The 21932-nt window shown below is 68.8% G+C and carries 16 protein-coding genes and 5 pseudogenes; 17 read left to right on the forward strand and 4 right to left on the reverse strand.

From position 1 onward, the window contains the following. Complete coding sequence (locus ACFY16_RS25910; protein ID WP_390649576.1) at positions 1-192, forward strand: hypothetical protein; 192 nt, start codon at positions 1-3, stop codon at positions 190-192. A gap of 537 nt (positions 193-729) precedes the next feature. Then, positions 730-1689, forward strand: coding sequence for a helix-turn-helix domain-containing protein (locus ACFY16_RS25915; RefSeq protein WP_390649577.1), 960 nt, complete (start codon positions 730-732; stop codon positions 1687-1689). A 37-nt stretch (positions 1690-1726) separates the two neighbouring features. Here the strand turns inward: ACFY16_RS25915 and ACFY16_RS25920 are convergent, their stop codons facing one another. Both ACFY16_RS25920 and ACFY16_RS25925 read right to left on the reverse strand, forming a co-directional pair. Then, positions 1727-3394, reverse strand: a complete 1668-nt coding sequence (locus ACFY16_RS25920; protein ID WP_390649578.1) for an ISAzo13 family transposase — start codon at positions 3392-3394, stop codon at positions 1727-1729. A 55-nt stretch (positions 3395-3449) separates the two neighbouring features. After that, positions 3450-4505: pseudogene (locus ACFY16_RS25925) on the reverse strand (cupin domain-containing protein); the annotation flags it as partial. A 22-nt stretch (positions 4506-4527) separates the two neighbouring features. Between ACFY16_RS25925 and ACFY16_RS25930 the strand changes: the two are divergent. From ACFY16_RS25930 to ACFY16_RS25970, 9 genes and pseudogenes are all read left to right on the forward strand, one after another. Beyond that, the gene (locus tag ACFY16_RS25930; protein ID WP_390649579.1) at positions 4528-5307 is read left to right on the forward strand and encodes an IclR family transcriptional regulator; all 780 of its coding nucleotides are present in this window, start codon (positions 4528-4530) and stop codon (positions 5305-5307) included. Between the two features lie 388 nt (positions 5308-5695). Next, positions 5696-5818 carry a hypothetical protein gene (locus ACFY16_RS25935; protein ID WP_390649580.1) on the forward strand — a complete coding sequence of 41 codons (123 nt, stop codon included), beginning with the start codon at positions 5696-5698 and terminating at the stop codon, positions 5816-5818. Between the two features lie 841 nt (positions 5819-6659). Next, a pseudogene (locus tag ACFY16_RS25940) lies at positions 6660-6884 on the forward strand (NAD(P)-binding domain-containing protein); the annotation flags it as partial. Positions 6885-7421: 537 nt separating this feature from the next. Continuing rightward, positions 7422-7583: a hypothetical protein gene (locus ACFY16_RS25945; protein WP_390649581.1), complete on the forward strand. Its 162-nt coding sequence runs from the start codon at positions 7422-7424 to the stop codon at positions 7581-7583. Then, positions 7562-7951 (forward strand): aldehyde dehydrogenase family protein, encoded by a 390-nt coding sequence (locus tag ACFY16_RS25950; protein ID WP_390649728.1) that lies wholly within the window; start codon positions 7562-7564, stop codon positions 7949-7951. The genes ACFY16_RS25945 and ACFY16_RS25950 overlap by 22 nt, the downstream gene beginning before the upstream one ends. After that, positions 7918-8019 (forward strand): annotated as a pseudogene (locus ACFY16_RS25955) (aldehyde dehydrogenase family protein); the annotation flags it as partial. The gene ACFY16_RS25950 and the pseudogene ACFY16_RS25955, both read left to right, overlap by 34 nt. 148 nt (positions 8020-8167) lie before the next feature. Next, a pseudogene (locus tag ACFY16_RS25960) lies at positions 8168-8952 on the forward strand (aldehyde dehydrogenase family protein). Positions 8953-8969: 17 nt separating this feature from the next. Then, positions 8970-9170 (forward strand): hypothetical protein, encoded by a 201-nt coding sequence (locus tag ACFY16_RS25965; protein ID WP_390649582.1) that lies wholly within the window; start codon positions 8970-8972, stop codon positions 9168-9170. A gap of 281 nt (positions 9171-9451) precedes the next feature. Beyond that, positions 9452-10256, forward strand: a pseudogene (locus tag ACFY16_RS25970) (CocE/NonD family hydrolase). Between the two features lie 239 nt (positions 10257-10495). Here ACFY16_RS25970 and ACFY16_RS25975 read toward each other — a convergent pair. Continuing rightward, entirely contained in the window at positions 10496-11743 is a 1248-nt protein-coding gene (locus ACFY16_RS25975; protein WP_390649583.1) for an XdhC family protein, read from the reverse strand. A 433-nt stretch (positions 11744-12176) separates the two neighbouring features. Between ACFY16_RS25975 and ACFY16_RS25980 the strand changes: the two genes are divergently transcribed. Beyond that, positions 12177-13763: an FAD-dependent oxidoreductase gene (locus ACFY16_RS25980; protein WP_390649584.1), complete on the forward strand. Its 1587-nt coding sequence runs from the start codon at positions 12177-12179 to the stop codon at positions 13761-13763. Positions 13764-13903: 140 nt separating this feature from the next. Here ACFY16_RS25980 and ACFY16_RS25985 read toward each other — a convergent pair whose 3' ends face one another. After that, positions 13904-14515: a PadR family transcriptional regulator gene (locus ACFY16_RS25985; protein WP_390649585.1), complete on the reverse strand. Its 612-nt coding sequence runs from the start codon at positions 14513-14515 to the stop codon at positions 13904-13906. Positions 14516-14986: 471 nt separating this feature from the next. Here ACFY16_RS25985 and ACFY16_RS25990 point away from each other — a divergent pair, with 471 nt between their 5' ends. From ACFY16_RS25990 to ACFY16_RS26010, 5 genes are all read left to right on the forward strand, one after another. Beyond that, the gene (locus ACFY16_RS25990) at positions 14987-16030 is read left to right on the forward strand and encodes an extracellular solute-binding protein (RefSeq protein WP_390649586.1); all 1044 of its coding nucleotides are present in this window, start codon (positions 14987-14989) and stop codon (positions 16028-16030) included. A 101-nt stretch (positions 16031-16131) separates the two neighbouring features. Further along, the gene (locus ACFY16_RS25995) at positions 16132-17364 is read left to right on the forward strand and encodes a cytochrome P450 (RefSeq protein WP_390649587.1); all 1233 of its coding nucleotides are present in this window, start codon (positions 16132-16134) and stop codon (positions 17362-17364) included. Between the two features lie 108 nt (positions 17365-17472). Next, on the forward strand, positions 17473-19173 hold the full coding sequence (locus tag ACFY16_RS26000) for an ABC transporter permease (protein WP_390649588.1): 1701 nt from the start codon (positions 17473-17475) through the stop codon (positions 19171-19173). Positions 19174-19204: 31 nt separating this feature from the next. After that, positions 19205-20383: an ABC transporter ATP-binding protein gene (locus tag ACFY16_RS26005; RefSeq protein WP_390649589.1), complete on the forward strand. Its 1179-nt coding sequence runs from the start codon at positions 19205-19207 to the stop codon at positions 20381-20383. Between the two features lie 392 nt (positions 20384-20775). Then, positions 20776-21921: a WD40/YVTN/BNR-like repeat-containing protein gene (locus tag ACFY16_RS26010; protein WP_390649590.1), complete on the forward strand. Its 1146-nt coding sequence runs from the start codon at positions 20776-20778 to the stop codon at positions 21919-21921. The last annotated feature ends 11 nt before the right edge of the window (positions 21922-21932 follow it).

Genomic DNA, 21932 nt, shown 5'->3' on the forward strand with positions numbered 1-21932 from the left:
TTGGGGGACATCGCGATGGTGGCCGACGGCCAGTGGGCCGTGGACACCCAGGCCGAGAAGCACCCTGACGGGGAAGCCGTGGTGGAGCGCCGGATCGCGGACGGGCGGCGCGTTGGGCTGATGGTGGAGGAGCTGGCCCGCGTGGTGTGCTCCCGGTTCGGGGAAGCCCACCGTGACGAAGACGCGGAGTAACCGGTTAGCGGCGTGGCCCGGTCGCGGCCACCGACGGGCCGACTGTGGCCGACGGGGCGGACCGGTCGGGGGTTGGCCCAGGGCACGAGGTGCGTGCGCGGAGCGGGCGACAGCGGCCTGGGCCAGTGGGAGTGCTGGTGCCCGGTCCGCGGTCACGGCGGCGTCGCGGGCCTCGATCACGTGGCTGATCGCCTGCAGGGCGATGCGGTTCTCGGCCTCCGCGACCCGCAGGTCCACCGCCGTGCTGGTGATCCGCTCCAGGTCGTAGAAGGCCGGCACATGGCCGGGCTGGGTGAGGGCGTGCAAGCGGTCCTGGTGGACGGCGACCGCGTTGTTCGAGACGACGAGGCTCGATCGGATATGCATCGCCGAGCGCAGGAGCGGGTCCTCGACGGGGCGGCGGACCGCGAGAGTCATGAGGGAGTCGCTGGATGTGAGGGGGCTCGCAGCACTAGTGCAAAAGTGGTCAGCCGCAGATATTTTGGGTGCCACTTCAGACGCGCGTTACAAGAGGCGAGCTGTCGAAAGGGGGCGGCCGTGCTCACGGTGCAGAAGACGACCCGGGACGTCAGCGCGGCTCAACGTTTCGAGTTCTGGCGCGAGGCGATCTCTGACACCTTCGTGGACCTCAATCCCACGCAGGCTGCGGACGATGGCCGCGGCTTCGAGGGCCAGATCGTAGGCGGCCAGATCGGCGAGTCCCGCCTGTGCACCGTTGCGGCGCGGCCGCACCAGGTCGAGCGGTCGACAGGGCTCATCCGTCGCACGGGCGGCGACTACCTGTTCGTGAGTCTTCTTGTTCAAGGTGACATCGTCTACTCGCAGGCAGACAGGGTCGCCGAGCTCACTCAACCCGGTCAGCTGGTCCTGTATGACAGCGCGCGGCCCTACCGGGTGGCGTTCCGGCAGGACTCGAAGCAGGTCGTGGCGCGCTTTCCGCGAGACCTCCTCACGCGAAGGCTGCGAAATGTCGAGGGCGTCACGGCGCTCAGCATCGGCGGCCTGAACGGCATCGGAGCGCTTGCATCGGGGTTGCTCCAGTCGCTGGCCGAGCGGGTGGCGGACGTCGAGGCCGAGGTGACTGCGCCGCTGCTGGACAATGCACTGGACGTACTGACTGCGGCGTTGCGCTGGCAGTCTGGGAGCAATGCAGACGGGGACGAGTACCAGGACCTGCACCGAGCCCGCGCTCGCGAGTGCATCCGGAAGCGTCACTCCGACGCGTCGTTGACTCCTGCTGTCATCGCCCACGAGATCGGGATCTCCGAGCGCTATCTCTACCTTCTCTTCCACGCTGAGGGGACCTCGCCGGTGCGGCTGCTCATGGAGGAGCGTCTCACCAGGGCACACGCGATCCTGACCCAGCGGGCGCCGCTCACCGGCACCATGGAATCACTCGCGCTGCGGCTCGGGTTCAAGCAGGCGAGCCACTTCAGCCGCGCGTTCAAGGAACGCTACGGGCTGCCTCCGCGGCAGTTCCGGGAGCAGTCGCTTTAGGGCGTGCAGATCTTTAACACGTTTTCTTGATCTTGCTTCAGGTGGGCTTGGACGCGAGGAACGTCGCGATATCGGATGGTGTGCGGAAGCGAGCGGTGGAGGCAGAGATGTCGTGGCCGTGCGCTTCCAGGAGCGGACGGACTTCCTGTTTCGCGCGGCTGATGGTCATGGCGGTGACGCCGAAAAGTTGGCCGAGGAGGTCCATGGTGGCGAGTTTGCGCAGGTGGAGCACGGTGGCCAGGACCCGGTCGGCTGGGGTGAGTTTGGCCTTGGCGCCTGTGCCGGGGGCGACCAGTCGCTCGTGACCGCGACGCGTGCGGAGCACTTGCTCGCGTTGGACCTCGAGCGCGGGAGTCAGTGTGTCGATGAGTGCGCTGAGCTGTTGGCGGGTCATACCGGTGAGTTCCGGGTCCTGCAGTAAACGTGGCGCGAGTTGATGTGATGTGTTCGCGGGGGCCTGGTCCGGCGTGTTGTTCGTCGGTGTTGCGTCCAGCGGCTGCTGGGGGTGGAGGGTGTAGTTCCAGTCGCCGTGGAAGCGGTGCCGTGTGATCGGCAGGGCGGCGATCTCGTCGTCGCTGACCTGGATGCCGGTGGGGTACTGAGCGGTGTCGAGTTCGGCGTGCACCGTCAGGCCGGTCTTGGTGGTGGTCGCGGCGATGCTCTGGACGATGACTTCGTGGCTGGTCAGGGGCCTGCCGCGCCAGTTCATGGTGATGTGGGAGAACAGCCGGTGCTCGATCCGGTTCCACTTCGAAGTTCCGGGAGGCAGGTGGCAGACAGTGATCGCCAGGCCGGACTCGGCTGCGAACTGGGCGAGCTCGGTCTTCCAGGTGCGGGTGCGGTAGCCGTTGGAGCCGCCCGCGTCGGCGGTGATCAGCAGCCGGCTGGCCATCGGATAGGCAGCCTGCCCGGCGCCGTTCCACCAGCGGCGGATCGACTCGACGGCGAACCCGGCGGTGTCGTGGTCGGTGCCCACGTTGACCCAGCCGGTGTTTGCGGCGACGTCGTAGATGCCGTAGGGCACTGCCCGGCCCAGCTCACGGTCGGGGAAGTCGTGGGTGTCGACCCGCACCGGCTCGCCTCTCGGCTCCCATTCACGGCCGCTGTTCTTGAAAGGGCCGACCAGTTCCTTCTTCTTCGTGTCCACACTGATCACAGGAGCCCCGCCGTCCTGATGGTTGCGGGCCTGCTCATTGAGGTAGTGGAACTGCGCGTCCCGGTCGGGGTGCTGCTTGCCCTCCAGAGTCTTGGCGTTGCTCTGCAGGCTGAAGCCCTCCTCTCGCAGCAGGTCGCCCACCGTATCCGCACAGATCCTGTGGCCCTGCCGGGTCAACTCCGCTGCGAGTTTCCGGGTGGACTTGGTGGTCCAACGCAACGGCGACGTCGGATCCCCGCGGACATCGGGCTCGACCAGAGCGAGAAGCGCCGCCCGAAGGGCCGGGTTCAGGTCGACGACGCGCTTGCGGCCGCCGCCGGCCCTGCGGACCCGCCCCAACGGAGCCTCTCCGGAGTCGAGTTCCCGCACCCCGAGCGACACAGTGGCCTCACGAACACCTGCGGCACGGGCCACCGCCCTGATGCCGCCGTGGCCGAGCGACCGAGCCTCCGCCCCTATCAGCAGACGACGCTGCCGTTCGTCCAGATGCGGCAGGATCGCCTCGAACTTGGCTGCCAGCACAGCCCGTTGCCCTTCCAACTCGCTCATACCAGAGCAACGACCCACCGAACGGGAAGCCACGCGTTCAAGATCTACACGCCCTCTCAGACCTGGCGGAGAACGGTTCCCAGGACGGGACGACGAACAGGTCGCCGCGACTCACCGTCCAGGACTTGTTGCCGACGGTCACCACGCCGGAGCCGTCGAAGACCTGGTAGACCGACGAGCCGGTCTCGCGCACCGGCGCGGTCTCGGCGCCGCGGACGATGCGGTGGAAGTCGGCGCGGATGGTCGGCAGGACGTCGGAGCCGTCGTGCGGGTTGGAGTAGCGCACCGCGGCGTGGCCGGGCTCGACGGTGCCGCCGAAGCCCTCCTTCTCCAGCAGGAGCTGGTCGGCCAGGGCGGCGTTGGTGTACTCCCACTTGTAGGACAGCAGCGGGCTGCCCGGCGTGGCCGGGACGGCCGACAGCGGACGCAGGCCCGGGTGGCCCCACAGGCGCTCGGAGCGCGAACGCTCCGGCGTGATCCGCTCGGCGTCGCTGATCTCCTCGCGGCCGAACTCGAAGAACTGCGCCTCGGTGACGTACTGGAAGGGGATGTCCAGGCCGTCGATCCAGGCCATCGGCTCGGCGGTGGCGTTGTGGTGGGCGTGCCAGTTCCAGCCGGCCTGCGGGAGGAAGTCGCCGCGGTTCATCGGCACCGGGTCGCCGCCGACGACCGTCCACACGCCCGAGCCCTCGACGACGAACCGGAAGGCGTGCTGGGTGTGGCGGTGCTCGGGGGCGTCCTCGCCGGGCATCAGGTACTGGATGGCCGCCCACAGCGTGGGGGTGGCGAAGGGCCGTCCGCCGAGGGACGGGTTGGCCAGCGCGATGGCGCGGCGCTCGCCGCCGCGGCCGACCGGGACGATGTCGCCGGCCTGGGCGGCCAGCTCGCGCAGCCGCTGCCAGCGCCACATGTGCGGTACGGCGCGCGAGCGCGGGTGGGCCGGCATGAGGTCGCCGATCTCGGTCCACAGTGGTACGAGCAGCTCGTTCTCGAAGCCCCGGTACAGCTCTTCGAGAGCCGGGGTGACCTCGGGCTGCCCCTCCGCGGCGACGGCCTGCAGCCGCACCGGGGAGCCCGAGGCGATGTCATGGGCGAGGGAGGAGTGAGTCACAAGCCACAGCGTGCGCCGTTTCATGGACAAGCCGCTCAAGACCCCGCCGCCCTACCCCATCGCCAGCGTGGACCACGCGCTGCGGGCCGCAGCCATCCTGCAGATGGAGGGCGGCGCGAGCGTGTCGCAGATCGCCGAGCGGCTGGGCGTCGCGAGGTCGACCGCGCACCGGATCCTGGCGATGCTGGTGTACCGGGACTTCGCCGTCCAGGGCGAGGCCCGCGTCTACCGCGCGGGCCCGGTCCTTGAACTCGCCTCGCACTCCCAGTCACTGGTCGACCGGCTGCGGGCAGCGGCCCTCCCGCATCTGCACCGGGTCGTCGACCTGCTGGACGAGACCGCGAACCTGTTCGTGCGCACCGGGGACACAGTGCGGTTCATCGCCAGCGTCGAGTGCCGGCAGGCACTGCGGGTCGGCTCACGCGAGGGCATGGTGTTCCCGGCCCACCGCACCACGGCGGGCCTGCTGCTGCTCGCCGGCCTCTCCGACGAGGACCTGGACGAGGTGTACGCAGCCGAGCGGTACCGGGAGCGTCCGGCCGAGCGCCCGGATCCCGACCAACTGCGGTCTGAGCTGCGGCGGCTGCGGCGCAACGGATTCGCCGTCAACAAGAGGCAGTCCGAACGCGGTCTGGTCGCTGTCGGCGTACCGGTGCGTGACCGGGACGGCGCCGCGCTGGCCGGTCTGTCGGTGTCGCTGCCCAGCGTGCGCTACGACCCGCACCGCCTGCGGTCCCTGGTCGCCACCCTGAACGCGGCGGCACACGCCCTGGAGCAGGACCTCGCCGAGGAGGGCCGCTGACAGACGAGGAGGGCCTGCACGGCGCCGCCGGCGCGGCGGTGTCGTACAGACCATCCCCGGCCGGTCGGCCCGTGGCTCAGTTGTTGGCGACGAAGTCGTGACCAGCCGGTTGAACTCGTCGGCATGCTCGACCATCGCCCAGTGGCCGCAGTGGTTGAGCACCACCAGGCGGCTGTCCGGGATGTTCGCCAGCAGGAACAGCGAGGTCTCGTAGGAGACGACGCGGTCGTCGCGGCCGTGGATCAGAAGGAGCGAGTCGGAGCGGGAGGAACCGGCCCGGCTGCGGGGCGCAGAAGGAGCAGTGGGACAATGAGCGCGCAGAACTGCTGATGGAGCGTGATGTCCTCAAGCGCTCGATGGTCCTGTGGGTGAAGGGCGCGATGAATCGGTGAGTATCGCGGAGTTCAGCGCGTCCCAGCGGACCGTGTTCGGCATCCCGCACGCGATCGCCCAGACGCTGTCGGTGCGCTCGCTTTCCGCGCCGTCGAGCTTGTTCCTGCCGGGCCCTTGAGGTCTCGCAGTCCTGGTTCAACAAGTGGATCAACCGCACGCCTCTCCTCATCCAGCCGCCCGCGCTGCTGCTCGCGAGCGGAGGTCCCCGTGGTCATCGCCGAAGACAGGAACGGTCCAATCTGCGCGCGAGGGAGGTGGGCGGCTCTTCTTCCGGATGCTGACGGCGGCATACAAGTTGTCGGCAGGACAAGGGGAACGAGTCCAAGGTGATCGCGAGGCTGAAGCAACTCTATAGACGTAATCACTGCGAACCCATGGAAGAGGACACCTACCATGCCGTCAGGGAGCCCGACCGGTGTGGTGCCGCAGCGCGAGCACGGCGTGGACGAGACGGCGCTGCCCGGGGCCTACCAGATGTCTTTGCCCCCGGCGGAGCTGGTCTTGTTTCGCATACGACATCAACTGCCGTCGGGAGCGTCAACAACGTGAACACCGCGGACGTTCCGCCTTCCGCGTAGCGGTGGGCGCCTGGAGACGCCCCTCGAGGCGCCCCGGCGGAAGAGGCGGTCGGCTGAACCACCGGACGATGGCCGGTGATCAGAGCCTCTCCGGACCTCGGAACGCTTCAGCGGGGCCCCGCTCCGCATCCGTGGTGTCGGACCATGAACCCGCCAGGTCACGCCTGGCGGGTTCATGGTCTGTGCGGCAGCTGCCCCGGGATCGCCACCCGCAGTCACTCAGTAGCGCATAGATGGCCTACTTGTCCCGTCCGGATCGACTTCAGCGGGCTGGCGACCCCGCCGGTGAACGCCCTGCCGCGGCCCCGCACTGCGACGCGGGCAACTGGTCGACGGGGGCCGTAGAAAAGCTTATCCAGCGAGAGTCTCGCCCGCGGCCCGGCCGAGGTCGCGTCGCAGAGCGAGCTGGTGCTCAGCTCCCTGCCCGGCCCACCGCAGGTCGAGGCCGTCGCGCTCGGTCCCGGCGGCATACTTGAGGGCATCAGACCCGGCGCACTCTACGCCGACCTCAGCACCAGCTCGCCGCTGACGATCCGTAAGGTCCGCGAGGCGTTCGAGGCGCGCGACGCATCCGCGATCGACACCCCGGTGAGCGGTGGCACATAGCACTCCCGGGAGGGAACGCTGACCTTCTTCGTCGGTGCGGAGGACGACGAACTCGCACGGGTGCGCCCCGTCCTCGAGCACCTGGCGCGCGAGATCTTCCACGTCGGCCCTGTCAGCGCCGGGTGTGTCGCCAAGATAGCCAACAACGCGGTGGGCCTGTCGACCCTCGGCCTGCTCTCCGAAGTGCTCAGCCTCGGCGCCAAGGCGGGCATCGACCACCGGACACTACTCAAGGTGCTCCGCGAAGGTGCCTACGGCCAGGGCCTCTTTTTGACGTTCATGCTGCCGAGGTCGCGTTCAAGCACCGCTACGACCCGGCCGGCTTCGCCCTCGACCTGGGCCGCAAGGACGTCGCGCTCGCCACCACGCTGGGGCGTGACCTCAACGTGCCTCTGCCCATCATCAACCTGGTCGAGCAGTCGGCGGTGGAGATGGTGGGCCGCGGCCACGGTTCCAGGACTCCACCATCATCTTCAGCCTCCAGGAACTGCGCGCTGGTGTGAAACTCCACGACGGGGACGCCCAGGAGGTCGAGCTGTGACCGCACTTGACACCACGCCCGCGGCCGTGATCGTCCCGATGCACGCCGGAGGCAAGGACCTGCCCGGCGGGGGCGGCGAGTACGCGGTGATCACCCGTCCACCGAAGGCGTCGCCGGGCACGCGCCCGAGGCGACCCTGGACGACGTACGGGCGGTGATCCAGAGCGCCGGCGCCGCCGCCGCGGACTGGGTGGCGACCCCCAAGACCCGGCGCGCCGAGCTCCTGCGCGCCCTGGCACAGCGCCTCGACGAGGAACGCGACCGTCTGGTGCCCTTGCTCGGCGCCGAGATGGGCGGCGTCGAGCAGGGGTCCGCGGGCAAGACGCTCGACGTCGCGATCACGGCATTTCATGCGTCGGCGGACCGGGCCACGCTCGACCTCGATGAAAGTTTCCCCCGCGCGTCGCCATGGGCGGCGAGCTGCTCTCCGGTGTCGCGACGCGGAAGCCGCTCGGTGTGGTCGCCGTCTTCGGCGCCTACAACGCGGCGCTCGTCAACATCTCGACGATGGGCGGGCCCGCGCTGATCACCGGTAACACCGTGATCATCAAGCCGCCGCCGCAGTGCCCGCTCGCGGCGCTGGAACTCGTCCGGTTGGCGACCGAGGTGGGATTCCCGCCCGGTGTGGTCAACTCGGTCAGCGGCACCGAACTTGAGGTCCACGACGACGGACGCTGTCCCCGCGGCCTCGTGCAGCCGCGCGGCCCGCGCCGCCAGAGCCAAACTGGTCCGCAATCCCGGGGTGCACGGCATCGGCTTCACCGGCAGCCCGAAGGTCGGTGTCGAGATCGCCAAGACGGCGGCCGAGCGGCTCAAGCCCGTGCTCCTCGAACTCGGCGGCAAGGGCGCCTGCCTGGTGCTCGACGACGCCGACATCGACAAGTCCGTCAAGACCCTGGCGCTGACCTGGGTCTTCCACAGCGGTCAGATCTGCGGCGCGCCGACCCGGGCCATCGTGCACGAGAGCGTCCGGGACCAACTGGTCGAGCGTCTCACCGCCTTCGCGAAGACGCTCACGATCGGCCCCGCGAACGCCCCCGGCACACAGGTCAGCCCGGTCATCAGCGCCGCCCAGCGTGACCGCATCGAGGACTACATCGCGTCCGTCGTGGCGGAAGGCGCCACCGTGGCCGTCGGCGGCGACCGGCCCGACCTGTCGCCGGGCTTCTACGCCGCGCCCACGCTGCTCGTCGACTGCCGGCCCGACATGAAGGCAGTGCGCGAGGAGATCTTCGGTCCGGTCATCTCGCTCATCACGGTCTCCTCGGACGACGAAGCGGTGACCGTGGCCAACAACTCGGACTACGGCCTGGTGAACTACGTGTTCTCCGAGGATCGGGCGCGGGCCTGGGCCGTCGCCAACCAGCTGGTGTGCGCAACGTCAGCATCAACACGTTCCAGGGCGGAGGCAGCGGAATCGAGGAAATGCCGTTCGGCGGCCGGAAGTTCAGCGGCTACGGCCGCAAGGGAGGCCGTCACGCACTGGAGGCCTTCACGGTCCCGGTGGGCATCAAGGTCGCCAACTGAGGCCGGAGCCCCACGAGATGGAGTCGCAGAAAGTGGGGTCGGCCGAGGTCGGCAAGGTGCTCGAGTTCGACCAAAACCCCGTGCCCATGGAGTTGATGGTCCCGGACGTCACCGCGGCCGATCTGGCGATACTCGCCGGCTGGCACACCGAGCCGGTGATCGGCACCAATCCCGAGTCGAGCACGCTGGAGCTGAGCTGGCAATCCGGACCTCCTTGACGCGCATGTTCTCGGCGATCTCGGTGTAGCGGCCCTGCCGGGAGGGCGGCCTTCACCTCCGGACTTGTGGAGCGGAGCTTCTCGCCGATGATGTAGGCATGGTTGCCGCTGCGCAGTAGCGGCGGTTCTCCTCCGAGGAGAGGCCGCGGTCGGTCACCCACACGCTCTTGCTGAGGATCCAGTCGCGCATCTCTTCCTGGACCTGCCGGATCAGCCTCTGGTCGGAGGCATTGCCCGGCCAGCACCAGCAGCGGACCGGGATCCTGTCCCGGGTCACCGCCATGCCGATCACGATCTGCGGCAGGTCGTCGCGGGACTGGCACGCCAAGAAGCAGCATGCTCAGAAGGCAGCCGCCGACACCGTGCTGCGTCGCATCCCGGCGGTGCTGCTGTACTTCCCCGGTGAGAACCGCTGGCGCGGCTTCGAGCAGCTGCCCGCTCCCGCCGCGCACCGCACCTGGTACCTGGCCGACGGGGGCCGGCTCCTCGACCACCCGGGCAGCAACTCCCGTGCCGCCTACGACTACGACCCGCTCGATCCCGTACCGACCGTCGGCGGCGCCACGATGATCCACGGCTTCCGGCCGGGCCCGGCCGACCAGCGGCGTATCGAGGCCCGCGGCGACGTCCTCACCTACACCTCTGAACCCCTCACCGCACCGCTGACCCTCTTCGGCGAGGTCCGCGCCACCTTCCACGCCTCCTCCAGCGCCCCGGACACCGATTTCGTGGTCCGGCTGTGCAAGGTCTCGCGGGACGGCGTCTCGATCGGGCTCAACGACGGCCGCCGTGCGCGCCTCCTGGCGCGACAGCTACGCCACCGGCGCCTCCCGCCCCGGCCACCGGCCGGCACCACCCAAACCGGGGCACGTGTACGAGTTCACCGTCAGCCTGCGGAACATCGCCTGCATCCTGGCCCCGTGGGAGCGGCTTCGTGTCCAGGTGACGTCCAGCTGCCACCTCCGGTGGGACCGCAACCTCAACACCGGCATGCCGGCCTACGACTCGGCCGAGACCGCTGTCGCCCACCAGCCCATCCACATGGGCGAGGACTTTCCGAGCCGGGTCGTGATCGGCACGCTCTGATCCCTCCCGTCACGCACAGGATGGCCACGGCTCCTGGCGAGGACAGCTGCGCGAAACCCCCGTCCAGCGCTAGGAAGGTACGGCCGGGCAGAGGGCATCCCGGTGGTCGGCGCAGCAGGTAACCAACTGTCCCATCCTGGCAGTGATGGCGCACACCCCCGCCGCCATGCCCTAGAGGTCGACGAAAGGGGCCTTGCGCGCGAACTTGCATCCGTGCCGTGTCCGGTGTCGGTGATGAATCAATGTCCGTCCCCGCGGTTCGCTGCCAGGGCCCGAACCGTAGCGAGTGACCAGTCGGGTTCCGCGACCGCGGTCTCGGCTTCCAACCGTGCGGAAACGTCTTCGCCGATGGGCTGGTCATCGCCAAGGCCGTGAGCAGTCGGCCGGTGAATGGGGCCGGTGCGTTGGGACAGGGGCAGGCCGCTGGCGTGGTTGGCGTGGGTGATGATCTCGGCCGTGATGGATACCGCGGTCTCCTCGGGGGTGCGGGCGCCGAGGTCGAGGCCGATCGGGGAGCGCAGCCGGGCCAACTGCTCCTCGGTGACGTCGGCTTCGCGCAGGCGGTGCAGGCGTTCGGTGTGGGTGCGGTGGGATCCCATGGCGCCGATGTAGCCGACGGGCAGGTCGAGTGCGAGTTGCAGCAGGGGGATGTCGAACTTGGCATCGTGCGTGAGAACGCACACGGCCGTACGACTGTCCACTTCGGTGCGTTCCAGGTAGCGGTGGGGCCAGTCGACCACGACCTCGTCGGCGTGGGGGAAGCGTGCCTTGGTGGCGAAGACGGGGCGGGCGTCGCAGACGGTGACGTGGTAGCCCAGGAAGCGGCCGGCCTGGCTGAGCGCGGCGGCGAAGTCGACCGCGCCGAAGATCAGCATGCGGGGGCGGGTGGCGGCCACGTGGACGAGGACGGAGAGCCGGTCGGGGCAGGTGTCCGTGTCCCCGCCGAGCGAGACGAGCGCGGTGCGTCCCGCTCGCAGCAGGGCAGTGGCCCGGTCCGCCACGGCCTGGCCCGTCGGCCCTACGCCCAGTACGCCGTCGGCGATCCAGCTGTCACCGAGAACGCTCAGGGTGGGGCCGATCAGTCCGTCGGGGCCGGCGACGACTTGTGCCAGGGCGGCGGGTCGGCCTTCGGCCACCTCGGCGAGGGCCGTGCCGAGGTGCGGATGGGCTGCGGGATCGATGCGCTGGACGAGGACGTCGAGTTCTCCGCCGCAGGTCAGTCCTACGGCGAAGGCGTCGTCGTCGGAGTAGCCGAACCAGGCGCGCTGGGGAGCGCCCTGGTCGCGCAGTACCTGTCGGCACAGTTCGTACACCGCCCCCTCGACGCAGCCGCCGGAGATGCTGCCGACCGCGTTGCCACCCTGGTCCACCGCGACCGACGTACCGGCCGGCAAGGGCGCGCTGCCGCGCACGTCGACGACGGTGGCCAGGGCGAAGGGGCGTGCCTCACGGCACCAGCGATGCAGTGCGTCCGCGATGTTCAGCATGAGCCTGTCTCCGTGGTTCGCCGTGAGGGGTGGTCGACTGCCGGCCGCTCCGAGGATCCGACGCGGGCCTGGGTGGTGGCGAACCAGTTGGCCTGCGGCAACGTCAGCATCCACACGTTCCAGGGCGGAGGCAACGGAATCGAGGAAAGCCGTTCGACGGAAGGAAGTTCAGCGGGCTACGGCCGTACCGGCGGCAAGCATGCCCTGGAGGCGTTCACCGTCCCCGGGGGCATCACCGTGACCGCCCGATCGCGGCGGCTCCCGAAGACCTGGCAAGGGCAAAGCCATCCGCGAAAGGGCGGCCTTGCCCGTTTCCTTCGTGGGCTCCGGGGACTTGACGGTTCGACCGACCCACGGAGAGTATCGCAGAAGTTCGTGAGTTTTCCATGTGAACGGCGGTGCCCCGAGGGGACCGACAGCGAGGAGGATCCCGATGACGTCGCGGACGGAGAGCGCCACCCGCCCGGCCTGGATGCCGGAGTGCTGGGACATGGAGGCCGATGTCGTGATCGCCGGGTACGGGGGCGCCGGGGCGACCTGTGCCGCGATCGCCACCGACGCGGGCCAGGACGTGCTGGTGCTGGAAAAGGGGGCGGCGGGAGGCGGCAACTCCGCGTGCATCGCGGGCTCGCTGCTCGTCGCCTCGGTCGACGACGACAAGTCGCTCGAGTATCTGGACTGGATGTGCGGCGGGCAGACCGAGAAGGACGTGCTGCTCGCCTACCTCGACGGGCTCGGTCACCTCGCCGATTTCGAGAGCCGTCTCGGCTTCCCCGCGAAGCCCGACGCGCAGCCGTTCAGGGCTGACGGCTTCTTCCCCGAGTTCCCCGAGGCACCCGGTGCCGAGGGCTTCCTCGGGGTCAGCTTCATCAAGGCCCCCGGCGGCGCCGCCTTGTTCGAGTCGATCGCCCGACTGGCGGAGAGCCAGGGTGCCCGGGTGGAGTACTCGACACCCGTTACCGCGCTGATCCAGGATCCGGCGTTGGGGGAGATCCTTGGCGTCAGGGCGTCGGCGCCCGACGGCCGGTCCGTCTCGGTCAAGGCCAGGAAGGGCGTCGTGCTGGCGACGGGCGGCTTCGAGTTCAACGAACGGATGCGGCAGCAGTACATCAGCCACTGTCCGACCCTATTCTCCGGCAGTTCGAACCTGACGGGAGAGGGCATAGAGATGGCTCAGGCCGCGGGAGCCCAGCTCTGGCACATGAACTCGGTCACGGGCCCGCTCTCCTGGGGCGTGCAGGTCGACCCCGACACGGTATACGTCACCCACGAGTTCATGCGCATGACCGGTTACGGATACAACGCGGGTCTCTTCAAGGACGCCGGCAGCGTCATCTGGGTGAACAAGCACGGCCGTCGCTTCTACGACGAGACGACCGAGATGGCCACGCTGCACCACGGCTTCGGCAACCGGGAACCCTGGTTCGCCATGGACGTGGCGACGGCCGAGTTCGCGAACGTGCCCGCATTCCAGATCTTCGACCAGAAGGCGTTCGACGCCGGTGCGGCCATGACGACGAAGAACTCACGTGTTCCCGCGTGGAGCGAGGACAATGCCGCCGAACTCGAGCGCGGCTGGATCATCAAGGCGGACACCATCGAGGAACTGGCGAACCGCTGCGTCTTCCCCTCCTATCCGGGGGCCTCACGAGGCGGGCACATCGACCCGGAGCAGCTCACCGCCACGGTCGGCGAATGGAACCGGATGTGCGCCTCGGGAGAGGACCGGCATCACGGACGAGCCGAGTTCCTCACGCCTCTCGACACAGGCCCCTTCTACGCGGTGGGCCCGATGCTGCCGACCTTCGTCAACACGCACGGCGGACCGAAGCACGACGCCTCTCAGCGGGTCCTCGACTCCCGCGACCAGCCGATTCCCAGGCTTTACGCGATCGGGGAATGCGGATCGATGTGGGGCCCGTATTACAACTCGATGGGCGACATCGCCGAGTTCATGATCTCCGGGCGGCTGGCGGCCCGTCACGTCGCGGAGATTGCGCCCTGGGACGAGACCGAGTGACGCGGATCCGGCCGCCGGGGTCACCGGAGGCCGCGGAGGGTGCTGAGGCGCGGCGGGGACCAGCATGTCGCGCCCGGCACCTCATGTCACTCCCCGCCTACCGACCGGAGCGAGTCGGCGGGCCGGCCACGGGGCGACGGTCACGCGCTTCCCGAAGCGACCTCGGCCAGGCGCCGCCGGCGCCGGATGACCCTCAGGACACGACGCGTCCACTCCAGCCGTGCCTCGGTGGTGAGGATCGTCATCTCGATGGCCAGCTGGCGGCCGTAGACGGTGTCGTCCGACGTCTCCGGCCCGCCGCCGTACTGCTCGGTCAGTACCTGCAGCGACATACGCTGGTGCTGCAGCATTTTCTCCCACTGGGCCGCGACCGAGTGGACGAAATCCTCGAAGGAGCCTTCGGGAAAGAGATCCGCGGTGCACGTCCGCAGTCCCACCTCATCCTTGATGCGGTCGAGATCCATCGAGGAAGTCAGCCATTCGGTGACCGAGGACAAGCCCTTTTCCGAGAGGGAGTACAGGCGTCGCTGCGGCCCGGAAACGCCCGGAGCGGTCCGTCCGCTGACGAAACCGTGTGCCTCCAGCTGTTTCAACTCCCGGTAGATCTGCGTGTCGTACGCGTGCCACCCGTTACCGATGGACGAGTGGAAACGCTTCTTGAGGTCGTAGCCACTCATGGTGTTACGGGTGAGAAGCTGAAGGATCGCGTTCCCCAGCACGCTGGGCGTCCAGTCGGACTTTGAGCTCGGCATCGTCACCTCGACATTCGATCGAAGCATCTACCTTACGACAGTATCGCACATGTTGCATGCCAGAAGGGGAAACGGAGACTCGCCAGGGGCCTCGTGAACGCAGGGGTTCCGGAGTGGGGCCCATGCGCGCGGCTGCCTTTTCCGAGCCTGCCCGTCGATCGGACGGCCGGCGCGGAATTCGCGGCGTGCCAGGTAATCGTGCGGCTCCTTTATGGCCATGTCCAGGCGCGGCATCTGATCGCCCGTGTCGGCACCCTCGGGGCGCCAGAGCCGCCCGTGCCGGACCTTCGCCGTGCGGGCGGGCCCGGGGGCGCGGTCGGCGGGAATCTCAGAAAACCCTTGACGGGCCGTTCCGACAGACGCACTTGTGCGATAGCGTCCGGCGCTGTGAGCTGTGTTGCAGCGCAGGTGACTCGCTGTTGCCCGAGGCCGTCACGCCTTCGGGCCCGCACACGAAGATGGGATGAGTCCATGCGTAAGTTCCTGGCACTGCTCGGCGCGACCGTACTGATGCTGGTGGCCGCCGCCTGCGGCAAGCCCCCCACCGCGAGTGCGAGCGGCGCCGACCTTGTTTTCAGCTCCGTGAAGGAGATGACGGCGGCCGCGGAGGAGGAGGGAACCGTTCTCGTCTACACGGACTTCCTCCCGACCGACATCAAGGCACTGGAGAAGGCCTTCAAGCGCGCTTACCCGAAGATCGATCTGCGGATCCAGCGGATCGGTGGCACGGACCTGATAGCCCGCTACGAGAGCGAGGTCGAGGCCGGGGCCCCCTCCGCCGACGTGGTCATCTCGGCGCAGCCCGACTACTACGCCGACGCCGCCCGTCGCGGGGTGATCGTGCCGCTGCGGGACACGGGAGTGCTCGACTTCGTCCCGGATTATCCGAAGAAGTACATCTACGACGACCTCGGCACCGCGCTGATCCAGACGATCCAGTCCGGTCTGGTCTACAACACCCGGCACGTGCCCGCCGGCAAGGTGCCCAAGAGCTGGGAGGACCTGCTCGACCCCTTCTGGAAGGGCAAGATCCTGTCCTACTCGAGCGCGGGCCTCGACGACATCAACCAGCTGCTGACACTGAACCTCCTGGCCGAGAAGTACGGCACCGGCTACCTTGGCAAGCTCGCCGCCCAGCGCGGTCCCTCGCAGGGTGGTCTCGAGCCCATGCACAGTGCCGTCGCCGCGGGAGAGGGCTGGCTGGCCATTCAGAGCCTGCCGTTCGTGGTGGAGTCGATGAAGGCGGAGGGTGCCCCGGTCGAATTCGTCTCGATGCCGGACGCGTTCTGGCCCACGCACGGATTCGGGGTCTCCGCGAAGGCGTCGCATCCGGCCGCCGCCCGCCTGCTCTCCTACTTCCTGCTGACGCCCAAGGGCTCGGAGTCCGTGAACACCGGTGTCGGCTCCTACGGCCCGTACGACCACATCCCGGACACGTTCGTCCCGCCCACGCTGAAGCAGATGCAGCAGGCCAAGGAGCGGCACGACGAGCTCATCGGGCCGTTCAAGAACTGATGTCCCCAAGTGTCCAGGGGCGCCCCACATCCGCTGACGAACAAGGCCGGTTCCTGCCCGCGGGGCAGGAACCCGGCTCAGACCATCCCGAAAGGAGCACCATGTCGGACCATGCCGGCGTTGTCGGAACCGGGCAGGAGTCGGACTTCGATCCGATGGACCCGGAGTTCACCGAGGACCCTCACCGTTTCCTCCACGAGATGCGGTCCAAGTGTCCCGTCGCCCACTCCTCGCAGTGGGGTGGATTCTGGGCACTCACCCGTCGCCGCGACGTCGTCGAGGCGGCCAAACAGAACGACCTCTTCGTCAACTCCGTGCTCCACATCATGACCAAGCCGAGGGCCGGCGCCCCGGTGCACAACCGCCCGCTGATGCACGTCGACCAGCCCGAGCACACCTGGTTCCGCGACGCGATGGCACCGGTGCTCTCGGGCCCTGTCGAAGCGGAGATCATGCTCGCCGTCCGCGCCGAGGCAGAGCGCCTGGTCGCGGCGACGGTGGAGAGCGACGACGTCGACCTGGTCCGCGACTACTGCGGGCCGCTCATGGCCTTCACCGTCACCAAGGTCTTCGCGATGGACGACGTCGACCCGGCGGATCTCGACCGCTGGTGCCGGATGTACGTCCACGGCGGCCAGCCGGGCCACCAGAATCCGGCCGAGGTGGCCGAGGCCCACGAGAACCTCCAGCGTGTCGCGGCAGAGCTGATAGCGGACCGACGGGCGAACCCGCGCGACCCCTCGCGCGACCTCGCCACGGCCCTGGTGCAGGCCCGCAGGCCGGACGGGCAGCCGCTGGACCCCGAGAAGGTCGTCGGCGCCGTGCGCCAGCCCATGCTGATCGTGTGGCTGGCGACGTCCCACAGCCTCGGCAACATGCTGCAGCGACTGCTGCTCGACCAGGAACTGCAGAGCACCCTCCGCGGCAACCCCGCACTGATAGCCGAGTCGGTGGAGGAGTTCCTGCGCCTCGACATGCCCCAGCTCGGCTTCGCCCGCACCGCGGCCAAGGATCTGGAGTTCGCCGGGGTGCGGATGAAGGAGCGCGACCCGGTCGCGCTGGTCTTCCCTGCCGCAAACCGCGATCCCGAAGTCTTCGAGAACCCCGACGAGTTCAGGATCGGACGCTCGCCCAACCCCCACCTCACCTTCGGCGCGGGAATCCACTCGTGCCCGGGCAAGAACATCGCGCGGCCCGTCGTTCTGGCGGCGCTCGAGTCCGTGATCAACGGTACTGGCTCGCTTGAGCTGACCGGCACGGTGGAGAAGGAGCATTGGCCCTTTCGCGCGCCCCTGACCCTGCCCGCTCGGGTGACGCCCGCGACGGCGTCGTAGCGCCCCGCGGCCAGACATCCCGACTTCCGACACCTGCAAGGAGGCATGGTGACGAGCATTCCCGTTCCGCGGGGCGGGCGGCTGCGAGCGGCGCGCCGGCATCGGCGGATGTCGCCGTTCTCTGCGTTCAGCCTGCTCCTGGCCCTGGCGGCGATCGTCCTGACCGTGATCCCGCTGGGCGCTGTCGTACTCAAGCTGTTCTTCACCGGCGGCTCGTTCACTCTGGACCCGCTCCGGCGAACCCTGGAACATCCTGACCTGGGCAGGACCGTTCTCGACACCCTGACCATCGTCCTGGCGAGCACCGTGATCGCCGTGGTCGTCGGCGGAGGGCTTGCCTGGCTCAACGAGCGCACCGACGCCCGTATGGGCCTGCTGTCGGATCTGCTGCCGATGGTGCCGTTCCTGGTACCGCCGATAGCGGGCTCGATGGGCTGGATCATGCTCTTCGCGCCCGAGGCCGGTTACGTCAACAACGCCTGGCGATGGTTCCTGGGGCTGTTCGGGACCGAGAACGCCGATCCCGTCATGAACATCTACTCCTGGCACGGCATGGTCTTCGTGTTCTCGGTCTATGGAGTGGCGTTCACCTACATGATGATCGCCCCGGCCCTGCGCACGCTCGACTCCAACCTGGAGGAGCAGAGCCGGATCAGCGGCGCCGGGGCACTGGGGACACTGCGCAAGGTCACACTTCCGTCCGTCATGCCGGCCGTCGTCGCGGGGGCCCTGCTGTGGATCTGGGTCGCCCTGGTGACAGTGGACATCCCGGTCGTCATCGGTACGCCCGCGGACATCAGCATGCTGTCCAACGAGATCGTGACGGCGCTGCGCAACACCTTTCCCGCGGATCGGGGGCTTGCCGTCGGGCTGTCATCGATCATCTCGGTCGCCGTGATGATCGTGTGGTTCCTGCAGACACGGGTTCTGCGCGGCAACCGTCACGCGACCATGGGCTCCAAGGGAACCCGCACGGTTCCCCTGAAGCTCGGCCGGTGGCGGACCCCGGCCCGCGCCCTGATGGTGCTGTACGTGCTGCTGACCACCGTCCTGCCGTTCGGCGGACTCCTCGTCGTGGCCCTGACCGGCACTTGGCAGCCCTCGATCCAGTGGGACCGGATCAGCCTCGACGGATACACCACCCTCCTGTCGAACCCTCAGATGCAGGCCGGTCTGCGCAACAGCCTGCTGCTCGCCCTGGCGGCCGCGACGGTGGTGGCCCTGGTCACCGCGGTCGTCTCGCTCTACATCAGGCGCGCCGGGCCGGTCCTCGGCCGGGTCGTCGACGCCGGGATCAAACTGCCCGCGACGCTCGGCACCCTGCTCCTCGTGGTGGGCATCGTGCTCACCTTCACCGGCTCGCCGTTCTGGATGGCGGGCACGGTCACCATCCTGTTCCTCGGCTACCTGCTGCTCAACATCCCGAACGCCTCCATCACCTCGGACGCCGCCGTCGCCGGTGTCGGCGAGGAACTCACCGAGGCCTCGGCCATCTCGGGGGCGGGCGAGTGGCGCACCTTCTGGCGAGTGGTGCTGCCGCTGCTGATTCCCGGTCTCGTCGGCTCGTGGGCGATCGTCTTCGTCCGCGTGATGGGTGACGTCACCGTGTCGTCGCTGCTCGCGGGCGTGACCAACCCCGTGATCGGCTACCAGATCCTCGAGACTCAGCAGAACGGCTCCACCTCCCAGGTGGCCGTTCTGGCGTCCGTGTTGACGGTCGTCTCCGCGGTGGTCGTGTTCCTCGCCGTCTGGTACGGCCGGAGGGCCTCGCGGTGGGCGGCCTCGGAGCGGCGCGGGCGGGCCGCGTGATCCTCTCGAACGGCTGACAAAGGAGTCTGCTATGTCGTTGATGAAGTCCGCCACCCGCACGGTGGAGAAGGCCTCGCGAGACACCGAGGCCGACCGGCCGGTGCTCTCCGTGCGGGACCTGCGCAAGCACTTCGTACGCTCGAACGGTGCCAAGGTGCCCGCCGTCGACGGAGTCTCCCTCGACGTCCGTGCGGGCGAGTGCCTGGTGCTGCTCGGGCCGAGCGGCTGCGGGAAGACCACACTGCTGCGTTCCATCGCCGGACTCGAGCACCCGGACTCGGGCGAGATCCTGATCGAGGGCCGCCAGGTCTACTCCTCCGAGGCCAGGGTCGACCGTCCGCCCCAGCAACGGTCGCTGAGCATGGTGTTCCAGTCCTACGCGCTGTGGCCCAACATGTCGATCTTCGACAACATCGCCTATCCGCTCCGCCAGCGCGGCGTCAGGCGCGGGGAGCTGCGGGACGAAGTCGAACGGATCTGTTCCGTGGTGGGGATCGGCGAGGTCGTCTCGGCGTATCCCAACCACATCAGCGGTGGTCAGCAGCAGCGCGTGGCTCTCGCCCGCGCACTCGTCTCGGGGGACTCCCTCGTCCTTTTCGACGAGCCCCTCTCCAACGTCGACGCCAAGGTACGCAAGGACCTCCGCGTCGAACTCACCGCACTGCAGAGCAAGTTCGGCTTCGCCGCCGTCTACGTCACGCACGACCAGGAGGAGGCGATGGAGCTCGGGCACCGGATAGCCGTGCTGGAGAGGGGCACCGTCGCCCAGCTCGCCGACCCGCGCACCCTCTACTCCCTGCCGGCGTCCCACTACGTGGCGACGTTCGTGGGCTCGGCCAACGAACTCCAGGGCCAGGTCGAGTCCGTCACTCCCGAGGGCGCGGTGATCAGCACACCGCTCGGCAAGGTGGTGGCCGGGAGGGCCTCGGTCGACGTGGAGGCCGGCTCGACAGCGGTCGCCGTCTTCCGGCCCGAGCGCGCCCGGGTGGTAGCCGAGCAGCCCACCGGGCCGAACGCCTGGCCGGTGACCTACCGGTCCGAGATGTTCTCGGGCAATCACGCCGAGCACGTCGTCACGCGCGACCACGTCATCTACCGCGTCTGGTCCGACGGAGTCTCGGCGCCGCCGGCGCCGGGCAGTGAGGCGTGGATGTGCGTCGACCCGGCAGATGTGCACGCGTTCCGACCCCGGAGTGACGCGAACGGCTGACGGCCGGCGAGCAGTACGCGAACGCGCCCGCGGCGTCGCTCCGGGCGCGGGCGTCGGCCACGACCCGGGGGCGATGCGCCAATTGACCGGCTCCGGCCCGGCTCCCGCCCGGCAACGGGACCGTTCCGCCGTGGAAACGACCTCCTGGGACGACCCCGACCCGTCCGCGGCCGGGCGCGACCACATGCGAGTGGCACAGGCGCCCTGGACCTCGCCCGGTGGGACAGGCCACCACGCACGCTGCCACCTCTGGCGCGGCCACCTCCCAGCCGCATCCGTGAGAGCCCCGGATAAGGGATCGCAGCCTCAACTGCCGCTGAGCCCAAGAGGGTTGCGAACTAACAAACAAATGCGCTACCTTCGACGAAGCGTACTCGAGGAGTTGATCGACCATGTTGGTGTGCCTCTCGCCCAACGGGCAGAACCGCACAAGGACAGTCGACCCGGCCACCGAACTGCTCGTAGGCACCATCCGCGGCGTTGTCCACTTCACCCGCGCGAGCGTCGGCGCCCCCTGGCGGGAGTCGCGTCGCTCGATCGAGCAAGTTCACGTCAGTTCGATTGCCTACGACGCCGAGTCGGGAGCCGTTCTCGTCGGCGGACACGGGCAGGGCGGGCTGTGGATCAGCCGGGACGGCGGCCTCACCTGGGCCGAGTCGATGGACGGCATCGCCGAGAGGCATGTCTTCCATGTCGCCGTCCAGAGGCGGAGCGAGGGCGTCGTCTGCTACGCCGGGGTGGAGCCTCCCGGCCTCTACCGCAGCCGCGACCTCGGCAGGACGTGGGAGCTGCTTCCGGCGCTGACCGAGGTGCCGGGCACGGACAAGTGGACGTTCCCGCCGCCCCCGCACCTGGCCCATGTCAAGAACATCACCTGGCACGACAGCGACCCCGACACCTTCTACGTGTGTGTCGAGCAGGGCGCGCTGCTGCGCACCCGGGACGCGGGGGAGTCGTTCACCGAGATCGACTCCTACGAGAAGGACACCGATCTCTGGTACCGCGACGTCCACCGGACCGTGATCCGCGAGGACGACCCCGCCAAGATCATCCTCGTCGGCGGTGAGGGCATCTACCGCTCGCTCGATGCCGGCGTGACCTGGCAGCACGTCCAGACCCGCTTCGACCGCCTCGGTTACCCCGACGCGCTGGTCCTCGACCCCGACGACGAGACGACCGTGTACGCCGCCGGTGCCGGCGACCCGCCGCGCACCTGGGCCGAGCAACAGCTCGGCACCGCTCACGCGGGTGTGATCCGGAGCTTCGACTTCGGCGAGACCTGGCACGAAGCCGTCCAAGGCCTTCCCGCTGACGTCAAAGGCAACTTCGAGGCCATGTCGCTGCACGGTCACAACGGCGAGGCCGAACTCTTCCTCGGCACTGCGACCGGTGAGGTCTACCACAGCACCGACCGTGCCGAGACCTGGCATGAGATCGCGTCCGGCCTGCCGCCGGTGTCGAAGGTCCATCACTACCGCTGGTTCCTGAGCCCGGACGAGCGCAGCCGGATCGAGAAACTGGCCGCCGCCGGCCACTGACCAGCGCCTCA

The sequence above is a fragment of the Streptomyces sp. NPDC001315 genome (genome assembly GCF_042896175.1).
GTDB lineage: Bacteria > Actinomycetota > Actinomycetes > Streptomycetales > Streptomycetaceae > Streptomyces.

Excerpts from the sequence above, each read along its gene's own strand:
- ACFY16_RS25920 (WP_390649578.1), bottom strand. The coding sequence starts at position 3,394 with ATGAGCGAGTTGGAAGGGCAACGGGCTGTGCTGGCAGCCAAGTTCGAG.
- ACFY16_RS25980 (WP_390649584.1), top strand. The coding sequence starts at position 12,177 with ATGACGTCGCGGACGGAGAGCGCCACCCGCCCGGCCTGGATGCCGGAG.
- ACFY16_RS26010 (WP_390649590.1), top strand. The coding sequence starts at position 20,776 with ATGTTGGTGTGCCTCTCGCCCAACGGGCAGAACCGCACAAGGACAGTC.
- ACFY16_RS25995 (WP_390649587.1), top strand. The coding sequence starts at position 16,132 with ATGTCGGACCATGCCGGCGTTGTCGGAACCGGGCAGGAGTCGGACTTC.
- ACFY16_RS25930 (WP_390649579.1), top strand. The coding sequence starts at position 4,528 with ATGGACAAGCCGCTCAAGACCCCGCCGCCCTACCCCATCGCCAGCGTG.
- ACFY16_RS26000 (WP_390649588.1), top strand. The coding sequence starts at position 17,473 with ATGTCGCCGTTCTCTGCGTTCAGCCTGCTCCTGGCCCTGGCGGCGATC.
- ACFY16_RS26005 (WP_390649589.1), top strand. The coding sequence starts at position 19,205 with ATGTCGTTGATGAAGTCCGCCACCCGCACGGTGGAGAAGGCCTCGCGA.
- ACFY16_RS25985 (WP_390649585.1), bottom strand. The coding sequence starts at position 14,515 with ATGCCGAGCTCAAAGTCCGACTGGACGCCCAGCGTGCTGGGGAACGCG.
- ACFY16_RS25975 (WP_390649583.1), bottom strand. The coding sequence starts at position 11,743 with ATGCTGAACATCGCGGACGCACTGCATCGCTGGTGCCGTGAGGCACGC.
- ACFY16_RS25990 (WP_390649586.1), top strand. The coding sequence starts at position 14,987 with ATGCGTAAGTTCCTGGCACTGCTCGGCGCGACCGTACTGATGCTGGTG.
- ACFY16_RS25965 (WP_390649582.1), top strand. The coding sequence starts at position 8,970 with ATGGAGTCGCAGAAAGTGGGGTCGGCCGAGGTCGGCAAGGTGCTCGAG.